A 13,039-nucleotide genomic window follows, 5' to 3' on the forward strand; every position below is an offset into this window, starting at 1 on the left:
CGTGGCACGTTCACCACACTCGACTCGCGAGAATGACCGAAAGTTGTACGCCAGTTCGGAATTTCCCGGCACCGGTCCGTACCCGCTGCCAGCGTCGGGGTGTTCGTGTGCGATCGGATCGTTCCAGGAGACGGGTGAGGTGAGGTCGATGACCGCGCTGGAGGTCACCGCCGTCGACGGCACCCGGAGCTTCCTCACGTCCCGGGCCGTGGCCTGACTCCGATCCGATCAGCCCGGGCGGGAGCGTGAGTCCGCCGGGCGGAACCCACGAACTCCAACGAAACGGATACACATCCGCCATGCCCATCTCGTGGATCACTCGCGCCGAGACCGACGCGGACGTCCCCGCCGTCCGTACCGTCAACCTCGCGGCGTTCGGCCGGCCCGATGAGGCCGACCTCGTCGAGGCGCTGCGGGCCGACGCCGGCTGGATCGACGGCCTGTCGATCGTCGCCACCGGGGAGGACGGCACGGTCGTCGGCCACGCGCTGCTGACCCGCTGTCACGGGCGACGCGAGGGACGCCTGGCCCGACGACGAGCCGCCGCTCCCGGCCCCTCCCGCCCTCGACGCCTCCGACGGCTGGGTGCGTATGCGTCTGTACTGCCACACCGACGACCCCGAGCCCGGCTTCGACGACCACGGCGAACGCCACCTGGTCCAGCTCCGGTCCGCCCCGCAGGCGCCCCCGTCCACCCCGACCTCACCGAGGAGGACCGCCGAGGCCGGGCCGCGTACGCCGCCGAGGCGGCCTTCCGGGCCGAGGACCACACGGTGATGTACACGGAGACCTACGGCGGCCTCGTCGGCGAGGACTGAGCGGACGTCACCGCTTGATAGGCAAGTGGCTGCTTGCCTATCGTGGAGGGCATGGCGGAGGATGTGTTCAAGGCGCTGGCCGACCCGACCCGGCGGCGCATCCTCGACGAGCTGGTGGAACGGGACGGTCAGACCCTGTTCGAGATATGCGCGCGGCTGGTCACCAAGCACGGTCTCGGGCTGTCCCGGCAGGCGATCAGCCAGCACCTGGCGGTCCTGGAGTCCGCGGGTCTGGTCGTCACGCGCCGCCAGGGCCGCTACAAGTTCCACGACCTGGACACCGAACCCCTCGAGCGGATCATGAGCCGATGGCTCAGGCCCGACGCACCGGAGAGCACGTCATGAGGATCCACATCACCAGCGTCTTCGTCGACGACCAGGAGAAGGCCCTGCGCTTCTACACCGACGTGCTGGGCTTCGTGAAGAAGCACGACGTCCCGATGGGCGGCACGGAACGATGGCTCACCGTGGTCTCACCGGAGGAGCCCGAGGGGACCGAACTGCTCCTGGAGCCCTCCGGCCACCCGGCCGTACAGCCGTACAAGGCGGCCCTGGTCGAGGACGGCATCCCGGCCACCTCCTTCGCCGTCGACGACGTCCCCACGGAGTACGACCGCCTGAGCGCGCTGGGCGTGCGCTTCACCCAGCCGCCGCTGGAGATGGGCCCCGTCACCACCGCGATCCTGGACGACACCTGCGGCAACCTCATCCAGATCGTCCACAGCAAGTAGGCCCGGCTCTCCGCCCGACGGCCGACGCACACCCAGCGGGAACCTCGTCACCCACGCCCCGCGCCCCCGTACTCGTACGCCACGAGGCGCTCGGCCGCCGGAAATGCGTCGACCGGGGGACGGGGCGGCACGTAGCCTCGACGCCCATGACGATCACCCTGCGGACGATCCACGACGTGCCTGTTCTCCTGTGCGCACCCGAGGGCGAGGTGATCGCCAGCGAGAGCGACGTCATGGATCTCATCGGCGACGCCGGCTACCAGGGCGCCGCGTGGGTCGTCATCCCGGTCGAGCGGTTCGACGAGACCTTCTTCCAGCTGCGGACCCGGGTCGCGGGCGACATCGTGCAGAAGTTCGTCCAGTACCGCATGGGCCTCGCTGTCGTCGGCGACATCTCCCGCCACACGACGGCGAGCGAGGCCCTGCGGGACTTCGTCCGGGAGTGCAACCGCAACCGTCAGACGTGGTTCGTGTCCGACCTCGCCGAACTGGGTGAGCGGCTGAGGGGCTGAGCCGGGTTCCGCCGCGCCGCTCAGACCAGTTCGAGTCTCGGTTCCGGTTGCGGCAGCGGCGCGGCCTTCGGCTCCCACCGCCCGGCGGTCCGCGCGTAGCCGTGGACCACGGAGGCCATGGCCGCGATCAGCAGCGGTCCGGCCACCCATGGATACCTGGCCATCTCCTCCGGCAGCCAGCGGTACGACACCAGCAGCGCCACGAAGAGCGTCGTGCCGTAGGCGACCAGTTGGAGCCCCGAGCGGTCCCAGCCGCGGTCGTAGGTGCGCAGGCCCGCCTCGATGGTGAGCGTGAACACCACACCGGCGATGAGGTCCACGCCGTAGTGGTAGCCGAAGCCCAGCGTCGCGCAGAGCGTGGCGACCAGCCAGAACGCGCCCGCGTACCGCAGTGCCCGGGGGCCGCCGCGGGAGTGGATGAAGATCGCGGTGGCCCATGCCGTGTGCAGGCTGGGCATGCAGTTGCGCGGGGTTATCTCGTCGTACGGCATGGGTTCCGGGATACCGATCGGCGGGGCCGTGTGCGGCCACAGGTTGGCCACGGCCAAGTGCTCGCCGCCGGTCCCCATGGCGCCGGCGCCATAGGCGAAGACCGGCCCCACCACCGGGAAGATCATGTAGATGCCCGGTCCGAGGAGCCCTATCACCAGGAAGGTGCGCACCAGGTGGTGGCGCGGGAAGCGGCGCTCGACCGCCACATGGCGGAGCTGGTACAGGGCGACGGCGACGGCGGCCACCGCGAGCTGGATGTAGATCCAGTCGAGGAGGTGGGTGCCGACCGGGCCGGTGGCCCTGACCAGCCGCCCCATCAGCCACGACGGGTTGCCCAGCGCGTGGTCGGCGGCCGCCAGGTACTGGTCGAGCACCAGCGGGCGGGTCTTGGAGGTGATGAGCAGCCACGTGTCACCGGTCTTGCGGCCGGCCACCAGCAGCAGGCCCAGCCCGACACCCTTCAGCAGCAGGGTTCTCTCCCGGCCGGTGCGGCGGGTGAGGGCGATGACGGCACAGCCGATGATCACCCACAGCGCGCCGTTGCCGAACATCATGTCGGCGCCGACGGCCCACCGCACCAGGAAGAAGACGATGTCGATGCCGACGGCGACGGCGGCCGCGATCCACCGTTGCCGCCAGGTGAGCACCACCATCGTCAGCGCCATGCTGGCATACAGCAACGGGCCCGATTTGGGGGCGAAAACCACCTCTCGCGCCTGGTTGGTGATCGGCCCCGGCAGACCGTAGTGACGTGCGGCGGTCTCCAGCGCGACAAAGAATCCGAGAGCCGTCACGCTCATCGCGGCCCACAGCAGGACCCGGGGCCGGCGCCATTCGGCGGAGGCCATTCCGCGGCTTATTCGCGAGAACACCCGCGACGCTATGGATATCAATTTATTCGGCCATGGTGTCGTTCAGTCGACTGGGTCTCTTCGCGCTGGACGGCATGGTCTCTCCGGTGAACAGGTCGGGTCGGTCGGCTGGTCACAAGTGGTACACAGGGTTGCAGGCCCGGAGAGGAAGACGAAAGGGCCCCCCTGGTGGTTGCCCGCCCGGCCCGCCCGGCCCGTTCGGCGCCCGCCCTCACCCCGCCGCGATGTGCAGGACCGCGTCGGCGCCGTCCAGAGTCGCCCGGTCGAGGGGGAAGTATCCCTGCCGGGGCGTGGTGTCGGTACGGGTGCGGGCGGTCGGGATCGCGGCGGCCGGGGTCAGAGCCCAGGTGGCGACCCGGCGTTGCAGGCCGCCCTCGTAGGTGTCCGGGTCGGGCTCGCCCAGCCCGATGGCCTCGCTGCGGCCCAGGCTGCCGGCGACGAAGGTGTACCGCTCGCCCGACAGCGACCCCACGACGGCACCGGCGCCGTACCAGTTCACCTCCGCGTCCCCCATGCGCATGGTGCCGGGGTTCCGCTGGAGGTGGAGGTTGTGCGAGAAGACCATGGTCGGGCCGCGGCGGGACTCTGCCTGCCGGATGTCGAGGAGGTTCTGGGCCATGAGCACGTCCCGTGTGACGCACAGCCGCGTCAGCCGTGCTCCCTCCTCGATGCGCCGCGCCGCCTCCCGGTGGTAGCGCAGCAGACCGATGACGGCGGTGAGGTGGATCCTGGCCCGGCACCACGCGGCCCGCGAGGTCGCCGCGATCAGTTCCGGCGCCCGTTCGTGGAGGGCGGCCAGCATGTCGTCCGCGATCACCCGCAGCCGCTCGGCGGCCGCCGATCCGCCGACCGACCGGGCGGGGTCCAGGACCGCCTCCGTGCGGCTCCACCGCTCGTCGTCGCCGATGAGGTCCGCGAAGTCGACGTCCTGGCCGGGGACCGCGCTGTGCATCAGGTAGGCGCGGGCGTGTTCGAGGTAGGGCCGGGGGCTGGGAGCGCTCATGGTCTCCAGCGGGGCGTCGAAGCCGTGGAACGTCAGCCGCTCCTCGGGGGCCCGGCTCTCGTTGTACGCACGCATCCACGCGATCAGCCGCCTGTTGCCGTCCAGTTCGCCGAAGCCGTGGGAGAAGCCCTCGCCCATCGCCGTGTCGAGGGTTCCGGTCCCTTCCCGGACGAAGTCGTCCACGACGAGCGCGGCCACGCGATCCGTCTCCAGGGCGATGGAACGAAAGCCGTGCTCGACCAGTTCGGCGAACAGGTCGTTGCGCACCCGCGCGAAGGCCGGTTCCTGGTGGGTGGGTTCGCCGAGCGCCAGAAGGTCGCACGACGGGGGCACGAAGTCTCGGATGTCCTGACTCATGAGCCTCGATCGTATCTTTGAAGGCTCGGTTGAGACTTGGCGCGGCATCGTGCGTGCACAGTGACTCGGCATGACCGTAAAGTCTCAAACGATGACGAGTCTGCGACCTTCCGACCTCGCGCGTGAGCACGGCCTTTCGGCCCAGGCGGTCCGCAACTACGAGCGGGACGGGTTCCTCCCGCCCGCCGAGCGCACGGACAGCGGCTACCGCGTCTACACCGAGGTGCACGCGGCGGCGCTGCGCGCCTTCCTCGCCCTCGTCCCGGCGTACGGGCACGCCGTCGGCGGCCGCATCATGCGCGCGCTCCACGACGACACCCTCGACGACGCCCTGACCCTCATCGACCGCGGCCACAGCCGGCTGCTCCGCGACCGGGAGACCCTCGACGCGCTGCGGACGGCCCTCGGCCACCTGACGGCGCAGACCGCGGTGCCCGGGGCGCGGACGGAGCCGAAGGCCGCCCGCACCCGCACCGTCGGGGAACTGGCCCGTCGGCTCGGCGTCACTGCGGCGACGGTGCGCAAGTGGGAGGACGTCGGCATCCTCGCTCCCGGCCGCGACCCGGCCACCGGATACCGGGTCTTCCGCGGCGACGACGTCCGTGACGCCGAACTCGCCCACCTGCTCCGGCGCGGCGGCCATCCGCTGGACCACATCGCCGACGTGGTGCGGCAGATCCGCACGGCCGGCGGCACGGACGCCCTCGCCGCCTCCCTGGGCGACTGGCAGCGCAAGCTGACCGCACGGGGCGTCGCCATGCTCACCGCGGCCACCCACGTCAGCCACTATCTGACCCTGCTGGACCGCCCCGCACCGAAGACCCCCGCCTCCGCGCCGCCGCAGGCCCTCAGCCCCGCGGCCCCGCCCGCTCCCATCCCCGCGGCCCCGCCCGCTCCCACCCCAGCGGCCCCGCCCGCTCCTTCTTCGGCACCTCGCGCCGAGGGTGCGCAGCACGCCTGACGTCGCACGTCAATTGGGGTCTCCCCTTCGATCGGGGCGCCCAGCATCGGCTGACTGCACGGGAGTTGACGTGTTTTCAATAACGTCACCAAACCGCCCCCTGCCGGTTACACATCGACTGACCCGTCCATGCCAATCTCTCGATTACCCACACAGTCAACCCGCGTAGACCGAGGCTCCCCGAACCACCCCTCGTGCCACGCGGCCTTCTGGGAAGGGACAACCCCTCATGCCTGCTGCGCGGATACGCAGTTGGAAGACGGTGGCGCTCGCGACGTCGGCCGTGCTCGTCGGTCTCGTCCTGCCGACGGCCACCGCCGCCCCCGCCTCGGCGACGACGACGGCGTACGACGACACGTACTACGCGAACGCGATCGGCAAGACCGGCACCGCCCTGAAGTCCTCGCTGCACACGATCATCAGCGACCAGACGGCCATCTCGTACTCGGCGGTCTGGAACGCACTGAAGGTCACCGACCAGGACCCCGACAACAGCAACAACGTCAAGCTGTTGTACAGCGGCATCTCCCGCAGCAAGTCCCTCAACGGCGGCAACACCGGCGACTGGAACCGCGAGCACGTGTGGGCACAGTCCCACGGCGACTTCGGCACCTCCGCCGGCCCGGGCACCGACCTGCACCACCTGCGCGCCGAGGACGTCCAGGTCAACGCCAGGCGCGGCAACCTCGACTTCGACAACGGCGGCAGCAGCTTCACCAACAGCGGCGGCAGCCTCATCGACTCGAACTCCTTCGAGCCGCGCGACGCGGTCAAGGGCGACGTGGCCCGCATGATCCTCTACATGGCGGTCCGCTACGAAGGTGACGACGGCTGGCCCGACCTGGAGCCCAACGACTCCGTCAACAACGGCGGCACCCGCTTCCACGGCCGCCTCTCCGTGCTGAAGGCCTGGAACGACGAGGACCCGCCGGACGCCTGGGAAGAGCGCCGCAACGACCTCATCTACAACAACTACCAGGGCAACCGGAACCCGTTCATCGACCACCCGGAGTGGGTCGAGGCGATCTGGTAACACCGGCGCCGTACCGCACGGGCTCCCGGCCGAACGGCCGGGAGCCCGTCGTGCCGCCTGGGAAACCGTCGTCACCGGACCAGTTCGACGGTGAGGTGCGCGGACAGCGCCCGCAGGAAGTCGGCCGCGTCGAAGGCGGCCCCGGCGGAGACGACACCCCTCGCGCGGGTCCGCCCACCGAGGACGCGGTCCACCGCCTCCACCGCGAGGGGCGCGCTGACGGCGTAGATGTCCTGGCCGCGCACCACGGCCCGCCGCTCCACCCCGCCGGAGCGCACGACGGCGTCGACGAGGAAGGTCTGCGACGACCGCCCGTGCTCGTCGGCGGCGGCGGGCGCCGGGGTGTCCGGATCGGCCAGTTCACCGGCCGCCTCGACGGTCATGTAGGTGGTCACGTCGGGGACGGACAGATGGCTGGGGACGGTGACGATGTCGGCCATGCTGAACTCGCCGATGACGGCCCGTGTGCCCATCGGCTCGGGGAAGGACCACTTCAGACCGGGCGCGGCGTCGTCGCGGTACTCCAGGCCCCCGTTCGCGTACCGGACCCGGCGGCCGTCCCTGCGCTCCCGGGAGACCGCGCCCGCCGCGCGGGTCCCCGCCGTCGGATGCCAGCCGCTCAGCCCGTACGCGATGTGCGCCTCGTCGGCGGCCGTCCAGTCCTGCATCGCCGCCGTGACGAGCAGATCACCGAGGCCGCCGAAGAAGGCCATCGCCGGGACGATCAACGCCCCCGCGGCACGCGCCCGTTCGGCGAAGTGCGTGAACGTGTCGGCGTTGGCCTCGATCTCGGCCGCCACGTCGACGTACGGGATCCCGGCGCGCAGGGCCGCCTCGATCACCGGGGCGGCGGTCACCGCGAACGGCCCGGCGCAGTTGATCACCGCGTCCGCGCCCGCCAGCGCGCGGTCGAGGGAGGCCGCGTCGTCGACCGAGGCCGTCCGGGTGCCGAGCACCGGCTTCGGCTCGGAGGCCGCGAACGCCCGCAGCTTGCCGGCGTCCCGGCCCACCGCCACCGGGACGAACCCCCGCGCCCTCAGCTCCGCCACCACGAACCGCCCGGTGTGCCCGTACGCACCGAAGACCGCCACCGTGCGCCGCCCCGCCCCCGTCGCCGTTCCCATCGTGTCTCCCACCGTTCCACCGTTGACCACCACCGCCGTGCGCGAAAAGCCGACCTGGTACCGGCGTTTCGTCGTCACGTCGTTCCGTCGTGACCATCCTGGCGAGGGCGGCAGCCCCACCGTGAGTGTCCGGAACGACATGCCCCATACAATTCCGGACATGAGCTCTGTCGCGCTGGCCGTCACCGAGGGCATGCTGCATTTCGAACTGTCCGTGGCGTACGAGATCTTCGCGTCCGCCCCGGACGGCGTCCCCGGCCCCTGGTACGACGTCTCGGTCTGCGGACCGGACGCGGTGCGGGTCGGCCGGTTCCGGATGGAGCCCGATCACGGCCTGGACCGGCTGCGGTACGCGGACACGGTGATCGTCCCCGGCTGGGCCGACGTCGACGAGCAGCCGCCCGCCGCCCTGGTCGACGCGGTGCGCGCGGCCCACGAGGCGGGCGCGCGGGTGGCCTCGCTGTGCACGGGCGCGTTCGTGCTGGCCGCCGCCGGCCTGCTGGACGGCAGGCGCGCGACCACGCACTGGGCGCACACCGACGTCCTGGCCGCCCGCCACCCGGAGGTGGAGGTCGACCCGGACGTGCTGTACGTGGACAACGGCAGCGTGCTCACCTCCGCGGGCAAGGCCGCCGCGCTGGACCTCTGCCTGCACCTGGTGCGCCTGGACCACGGCTCGGCGGTCGCCAACACCGCGGCCCGGCGGCTGGTCGTACCACCGCACCGGGCGGGTGGCCAGGCCCAGTTCGTCACGGCCCCGGTGCCCGCGCGCGACGACCATCCGCTCGGCGGGCTGCTCCCCTGGGTGCTCCAACACCTCGACCGACCCCTGACCGTGGAGGACCTGGCCCGCCGGGCGAACATGAGCGCCCGGAACCTGGGCCGGCACTTCCGGGCGGCGACCGGCACCACCCCGTTGCAGTGGCTGCTGACCCAACGCATCCGCCGGGCCCAGGAGTTGCTGGAGGCCACCGACGACGGGGTGGACACCATCGCGGAGGCCACCGGCATGGGCACGGCCACGACTCTCCGGCGGCACTTCAACCGCACGGTCGGAGTGCCGCCGGACACGTATCGCCGTACGTTCCGCGCCCGCTCCGCCACGACGGCTCGCTGATCCGAGGGGCCGAGGCCGCTCGCGCCCGGACCGCTCCGACCCGGACCACTCCCACCGGGACCGCTCACGCCCGGGCCGCTCATGCCCGGACCGCTCGGCCCAGACCGCTCGCGCTCAGGCCGCTCGTGCTCAGGCCGCTCGCGCTCAGGCCGCTCGTGCTCAGGCGGCCACTGAGGCCGTGTGGCGCAGGATCTCGCCGGCGAGGCGGTCATCCAGGGCCGGAGGCAGGGTGTGGCCCATGCCCTCGACCATGACCAGACGGGCGCCCGGGATCGCGGCGGCGGTGGCCTCGGCGTGCGCGGGCGGGAACATCGGATCCTCGGTGCCGTGCAGGACGAGCGTCGGCGCGGTGACGGAGGCGAGGCCCGCCGTGGAGTCGCCGCCGGCGGCCCCGGCGAGCGTGTGGTTGAACCCGGCGAGCAGATCACGGGCCCGCTCGTACACCCGCCGCTCCACCGCCCGGTACTCCTCCTCGGGGAACGGCAGCACCGGGCCGTGCAGCACCCGCCACAGCGGCAGCCGGAGGGCGAGGTACTCCTCGGGCCCGGTGTCCGGGCCGGGGAAGGCGGAGGCGAGCGCGGTCAGCAACTCCGCCTTGGGCGGCGGCAGTTCCCCGGGCTGCGGGGGCGTGCCCCGCATGGCCCGCTGCACCACGGCCGCCATGTCCGTGCCGAGGGGCTGGGAGGACAGGCTCGTCAGGGTCAGCACCCGCCCGGGGTCCGTGACGGCGATCCGCTGGGCGATGACCCCGCCCAGGGAGGCCCCCACGAGGTGCGCGCGCTCCACCCCGAACGCGTCCAGGACGGCGAGCGCGTCGGACGCCATGTCGGCGACCGTGTACGGCCGGGCGGCGTAGTCGACGGTGGAGGAGCGCCCGGTGTCACGGTGGTCGTACCGGATGACCCGGCGCCCCCCGTCGACCAGACGCCGCACCAGACCGTCGTTCCACTGCACGCCCTGCGCCTGGGCCCCCATCACCAGCAACACCGTCGGGTGGTCGGGGCTGCCGAACTCCTCGGCCCACAGCTCGATTCCGGCCGCGGCGACGATCCGCTCACGGCCGATCAGGTGCTCGTGCATGTCCTCCGTCGCGTTCTCGGTCTCCGTCACGTTCTCGGTCTCCGTCACGTTCTCGATCCCTGTCACGTTCTCGATCTCATCCTCGGTCCGGGGCTTATTTTCCTGCATGGCCATTCAAGATAATGGCGGGGCACAGGCCACGCAGCCGTTTTTCGAGTTGGACGCCCCGCCCTGAGCCCGGCACCCTGATCCCCATGGCGGGAGTCAAGGGGCAGGTGCAGAAGCGGGGCGTGGCACGTCGTCGCGCGATGGTCGACGCGGCGATCGGGCTGTTCGCGCAGCAGGGCGTGCGCGGCACGGGTGTGGCCGCCATCGCCGAGCGGGCCGGCGCCACCCCCTCCGCCCTGATCCACCACTTCGGCAGCAAGGACGGCCTCGTCCAGGCCGTCCTGGAGGAGGCCGACCGGCGCGCCCTGGAGCGGTTGTCCGTCCCCCCGGCCGCCGAGCCCACCCTCGACGAGGCCTTCGACTGGTTCGTACGGGACGCCGAGCACACCGCCGCCGCCGAACGGGAACTGGCCGCCCTGCACACCACCCTCACCGCCGAGAACCTGGAGCCGGGATCGGCCCTGCACACCTGGTTCCGCGACCGGGGCCGGGCCCTGCGGGCTCATCTGAACGCCCTGTTCACCCGGGCGGCGGCCGACGGCACGGCTCGGTCCGACCTGGACCCGGCGGCGCTGGCCACGGAGGTGGCGGCGTTCATCGAGGGCGCCCACCTGCTGTGGCTCCTGGACCCGGAGGAGGTCGACCTGACCGCCGTGCACCGCGGTTACTTCGAGGGGCTGGCGGCGCGTCTGCGGACCTGACCGAAAAGCGACCAACCCTCGTACAACCCCACTCCCACGTACAACCCCTGCCCCCTTGTTCGAGTCGCACTTCCTGAGCAGCAGCTCTCACGACCGACTCGAAAGGCACCGCCATGTCCCGAGCGCCCCGAGCCACCCGACACAGGATCAGCAGCGCCCTCCTGGCCGTACCCCTGGCCGCCTCTGTGGTGCTGACCGGCTCCGGCTCCGCCTCGGCCGCCCCCGGATCCGTCCCCGCCGCGGACGACTTCAACGGGGACGGCTACGCCGACCTGGTCGTCGGCGCGCCCGACGCGACGGTCTCCAGCCAGACGAAGGCCGGCTACGTGGCCGTGATGTACGGCTCGGCGGACGGCCTGTCGACCACGAAGAAGAAGATCGTCAGCCGTTCGACCACCGGGATCCCCGGGGCCGCCACCCAGAACCAGCTCTTCGGCGCCTCGTTCGCCAAGGCCGACCTGGACCGCGACGGTTACGGCGACCTCGTGATCGCCGGCGGCAAGGAGGGCTCGGTGATCCTCTGGGGTTCCGCCTCCGGCCTGACCGGCGGCACGAGCATCGCGTACGGGGCCGCGCCCCAGGCCGGTGACTTCGACGGCGACGGCAAGACCGACCTGGCTCTGTTCTCGGCGCAGCGGGTGAGCGGCGACGACCCGTCGGGCGCCCCGGCCGCGCTGTGGAAGGGCCCGATCAAGCGCGACGGCAAGCCCACCGCCGTACTGCCGCTCCTCGACAAGTCCCTGTGGTGGGGCTGGTCCGAGGAGGACGCCTCCTGCGCGACGGGCGGCGGCTGCGAGGACGGCCCCTCCTCGATCACCGGCCCCGTGGTCTCCGGCGAGGTCGGCGACTTCAACGGCGACGGCCGCGACGACATCGTCCAGTGGGTCTACACCGGCGACGGCACCTGGGGGAACCGCCTGCTCATGGGCGGCGGGACCACCGGCTTCACCCGCGGCCAGGCACCCGGCGACACCACGGGCGGCGACGCGGGCACGGGCGTCGGCGACGTGAACGGCGACGGCTACGACGACCTGGTGGTCGGCGCCGACGACTGGTCCCAGAAGGGCCGTATCGCCTACGGCTCCGCCGCGGGCCTCACCGACGCGAACACCCACGCCTTCGACCAGGACCTGCCGGGCTTCCCGGGCGCCCAGGAGGAGGGCGACCGCCTCGGCTCCGCCGTCTCCGTCGCCGACGTCACGGGCGACGGTTACGCGGACGTCGCGCTCGGCATCGAGGGCGAGGACGTCGGCACCATCGCCGACGCCGGTTCGGTCGCCCTGCTCCACGGCAGCGCCGCGGGCCTCACCGGCAGCGGTGCCCAGGTCTTCCACCAGGACACGGCGGGTGTCCCCGGAGTGGCCGAGGCGAACGACCAGTTCGGCGCCACGACCGCGCTGCTCGACGTCGACGGCGACGGACACCGCGACCTGGCCGCCGCGTCCATCGCCGAGAACGCCTCCAACGGCGCCGTCTGGCTGCTGCGCGGCACGGCCTCGGGCCTCACCACCAAGTCCGCCCTGGCCTTCGGCCCGAAGGACCTGTCGGCCCCGTACACGAACGCCCTGTTCGGCAGCTTCCTGCGCTGACCGGCCGCCAGCCGCACCCGACGGACCGCCCGGTCGACAGCTCCGGGCGGCCCGCACCCTTGCGTCCCCACGAGTCCGGGGTTCGACAGGCGGCGACGTGCCGATGAATCAGGCATGTCGAGAGAAGAGCTCGCCCATCACTCCTCGTCCGGGCGCCTGCTGGCGGCACTGTGGACGTTGCGCGTCCTGGCGCGGCCCGATGAGACGCCGCCCGAACCGGACGAACTCCGCGGCAAGGAGCAGCCTTCGGAGTACCTCCGCGGGCTGCTGCCCCGCATGGCGGACGACCTCATGAAGGCGAGGCAGCGGGGAGGCGACCGCTGGGATGCCGCGGCCGACGTCTTCCGCGCCGTCCCCGACCTCGTCCCCGCAGGTCAGATACCCGACAAGACCATGGGTCCCGTCCAGCAGCGGGCCTTCGTGGACGCATACGACAGACAACGCACCGCGTACAGGGAGAAGTACGGTCGGCTCCTGCGGAGTTGAGAGGCGGCTCCTCCTGACGGTGTGGTGCTGTGCCGTCGATCAGCCGGTTGGCGGG

Annotated in this window: 14 protein-coding genes; 10 read left to right on the forward strand and 4 right to left on the reverse strand. The window is 71.9% G+C overall.

Annotation, left to right across the window (positions count from 1 at the left end; translation table 11 throughout):
- Positions 1-299: 299 nt before the first annotated feature.
- The 4 genes from ACZ43N_RS17140 to ACZ43N_RS17155 all read left to right on the forward strand — a co-directional run bounded on the left by ACZ43N_RS17140 (position 300) and on the right by ACZ43N_RS17155 (position 2,061).
- The gene (locus ACZ43N_RS17140) at positions 300-818 is read left to right on the forward strand and encodes a GNAT family N-acetyltransferase (protein ID WP_468098295.1); all 519 of its coding nucleotides are present in this window, start codon (positions 300-302) and stop codon (positions 816-818) included.
- Between the two features lie 51 nt (positions 819-869).
- Complete coding sequence (locus ACZ43N_RS17145) at positions 870-1,163, forward strand: ArsR/SmtB family transcription factor (protein WP_468098296.1); 294 nt, start codon at positions 870-872, stop codon at positions 1,161-1,163.
- The gene (locus ACZ43N_RS17150; RefSeq protein WP_468098297.1) at positions 1,160-1,549 is read left to right on the forward strand and encodes a VOC family protein; all 390 of its coding nucleotides are present in this window, start codon (positions 1,160-1,162) and stop codon (positions 1,547-1,549) included. The genes ACZ43N_RS17145 and ACZ43N_RS17150 overlap by 4 nt, the downstream gene beginning before the upstream one ends.
- 146 nt (positions 1,550-1,695) lie before the next feature.
- Positions 1,696-2,061, forward strand: a complete 366-nt coding sequence (locus ACZ43N_RS17155) for a DUF4180 domain-containing protein (protein ID WP_468098298.1) — start codon at positions 1,696-1,698, stop codon at positions 2,059-2,061.
- Positions 2,062-2,081: 20 nt separating this feature from the next.
- Here the strand turns inward: ACZ43N_RS17155 and ACZ43N_RS17160 are convergent, their stop codons facing one another.
- The gene (locus ACZ43N_RS17160) at positions 2,082-3,401 is read right to left on the reverse strand and encodes a phosphatase PAP2 family protein (protein WP_468098299.1); all 1,320 of its coding nucleotides are present in this window, start codon (positions 3,399-3,401) and stop codon (positions 2,082-2,084) included.
- 235 nt (positions 3,402-3,636) lie between these two features.
- Positions 3,637-4,785, reverse strand: a complete 1,149-nt coding sequence (locus ACZ43N_RS17165; protein WP_468098300.1) for an erythromycin esterase family protein — start codon at positions 4,783-4,785, stop codon at positions 3,637-3,639.
- A 91-nt stretch (positions 4,786-4,876) separates the two neighbouring features.
- Between ACZ43N_RS17165 and ACZ43N_RS17170 the strand changes: the two genes are divergently transcribed.
- Together ACZ43N_RS17170 and ACZ43N_RS17175 are read left to right on the forward strand one after the other, a co-directional pair.
- Positions 4,877-5,746 (forward strand): TioE family transcriptional regulator, encoded by an 870-nt coding sequence (locus ACZ43N_RS17170; RefSeq protein WP_468098302.1) that lies wholly within the window; start codon positions 4,877-4,879, stop codon positions 5,744-5,746.
- Positions 5,747-5,975: 229 nt separating this feature from the next.
- Positions 5,976-6,779, forward strand: a complete 804-nt coding sequence (locus ACZ43N_RS17175; RefSeq protein ID WP_468098303.1) for an endonuclease I family protein — start codon at positions 5,976-5,978, stop codon at positions 6,777-6,779.
- A 71-nt stretch (positions 6,780-6,850) separates the two neighbouring features.
- Here the strand turns inward: ACZ43N_RS17175 and ACZ43N_RS17180 are convergent, their stop codons facing one another.
- Positions 6,851-7,903 (reverse strand): saccharopine dehydrogenase family protein, encoded by a 1,053-nt coding sequence (locus tag ACZ43N_RS17180; RefSeq protein WP_468098305.1) that lies wholly within the window; start codon positions 7,901-7,903, stop codon positions 6,851-6,853.
- A 160-nt stretch (positions 7,904-8,063) separates the two neighbouring features.
- Between ACZ43N_RS17180 and ACZ43N_RS17185 the strand changes: the two genes are divergently transcribed.
- Positions 8,064-9,020: a helix-turn-helix domain-containing protein gene (locus tag ACZ43N_RS17185; protein WP_468098307.1), complete on the forward strand. Its 957-nt coding sequence runs from the start codon at positions 8,064-8,066 to the stop codon at positions 9,018-9,020.
- Between the two features lie 159 nt (positions 9,021-9,179).
- Here ACZ43N_RS17185 and ACZ43N_RS17190 read toward each other — a convergent pair whose 3' ends face one another.
- Positions 9,180-10,208, reverse strand: coding sequence for an alpha/beta fold hydrolase (locus tag ACZ43N_RS17190; protein ID WP_468098309.1), 1,029 nt, complete (start codon positions 10,206-10,208; stop codon positions 9,180-9,182).
- 86 nt (positions 10,209-10,294) lie between these two features.
- On the opposite strand from ACZ43N_RS17190, the gene ACZ43N_RS17195 reads away from it, so the two are divergent.
- The 3 genes from ACZ43N_RS17195 (at position 10,295) to ACZ43N_RS17205 (ending at position 12,984) form a co-directional block, all read left to right on the forward strand.
- Complete coding sequence (locus ACZ43N_RS17195; protein ID WP_468098310.1) at positions 10,295-10,909, forward strand: TetR/AcrR family transcriptional regulator; 615 nt, start codon at positions 10,295-10,297, stop codon at positions 10,907-10,909.
- A 113-nt stretch (positions 10,910-11,022) separates the two neighbouring features.
- Positions 11,023-12,498, forward strand: a complete 1,476-nt coding sequence (locus ACZ43N_RS17200; RefSeq protein ID WP_468098311.1) for an FG-GAP-like repeat-containing protein — start codon at positions 11,023-11,025, stop codon at positions 12,496-12,498.
- Positions 12,499-12,612: 114 nt separating this feature from the next.
- Positions 12,613-12,984 (forward strand): hypothetical protein, encoded by a 372-nt coding sequence (locus ACZ43N_RS17205; RefSeq protein ID WP_468098313.1) that lies wholly within the window; start codon positions 12,613-12,615, stop codon positions 12,982-12,984.
- Positions 12,985-13,039: the final 55 nt, after the last annotated feature.

It is taken from the genome of Streptomyces sp. NPDC030814 (assembly GCF_055572155.1).

Bases quoted from the DNA above. Each gene is read 5' to 3' on its own strand.
- ACZ43N_RS17190 (WP_468098309.1), bottom strand. From the start codon at position 10,208: ATGCAGGAAAATAAGCCCCGGACCGAGGATGAGATCGAGAACGTGACA.
- ACZ43N_RS17205 (WP_468098313.1), top strand. From the start codon at position 12,613: ATGTCGAGAGAAGAGCTCGCCCATCACTCCTCGTCCGGGCGCCTGCTG.
- ACZ43N_RS17150 (WP_468098297.1), top strand. From the start codon at position 1,160: ATGAGGATCCACATCACCAGCGTCTTCGTCGACGACCAGGAGAAGGCC.
- ACZ43N_RS17195 (WP_468098310.1), top strand. From the start codon at position 10,295: ATGGCGGGAGTCAAGGGGCAGGTGCAGAAGCGGGGCGTGGCACGTCGT.
- ACZ43N_RS17140 (WP_468098295.1), top strand. From the start codon at position 300: ATGCCCATCTCGTGGATCACTCGCGCCGAGACCGACGCGGACGTCCCC.
- ACZ43N_RS17145 (WP_468098296.1), top strand. From the start codon at position 870: ATGGCGGAGGATGTGTTCAAGGCGCTGGCCGACCCGACCCGGCGGCGC.
- ACZ43N_RS17165 (WP_468098300.1), bottom strand. From the start codon at position 4,785: ATGAGTCAGGACATCCGAGACTTCGTGCCCCCGTCGTGCGACCTTCTG.
- ACZ43N_RS17160 (WP_468098299.1), bottom strand. From the start codon at position 3,401: ATGGCCTCCGCCGAATGGCGCCGGCCCCGGGTCCTGCTGTGGGCCGCG.
- ACZ43N_RS17155 (WP_468098298.1), top strand. From the start codon at position 1,696: ATGACGATCACCCTGCGGACGATCCACGACGTGCCTGTTCTCCTGTGC.
- ACZ43N_RS17180 (WP_468098305.1), bottom strand. From the start codon at position 7,903: ATGGGAACGGCGACGGGGGCGGGGCGGCGCACGGTGGCGGTCTTCGGT.
- ACZ43N_RS17170 (WP_468098302.1), top strand. From the start codon at position 4,877: ATGACGAGTCTGCGACCTTCCGACCTCGCGCGTGAGCACGGCCTTTCG.
- ACZ43N_RS17185 (WP_468098307.1), top strand. From the start codon at position 8,064: ATGAGCTCTGTCGCGCTGGCCGTCACCGAGGGCATGCTGCATTTCGAA.
- ACZ43N_RS17200 (WP_468098311.1), top strand. From the start codon at position 11,023: ATGTCCCGAGCGCCCCGAGCCACCCGACACAGGATCAGCAGCGCCCTC.
- ACZ43N_RS17175 (WP_468098303.1), top strand. From the start codon at position 5,976: ATGCCTGCTGCGCGGATACGCAGTTGGAAGACGGTGGCGCTCGCGACG.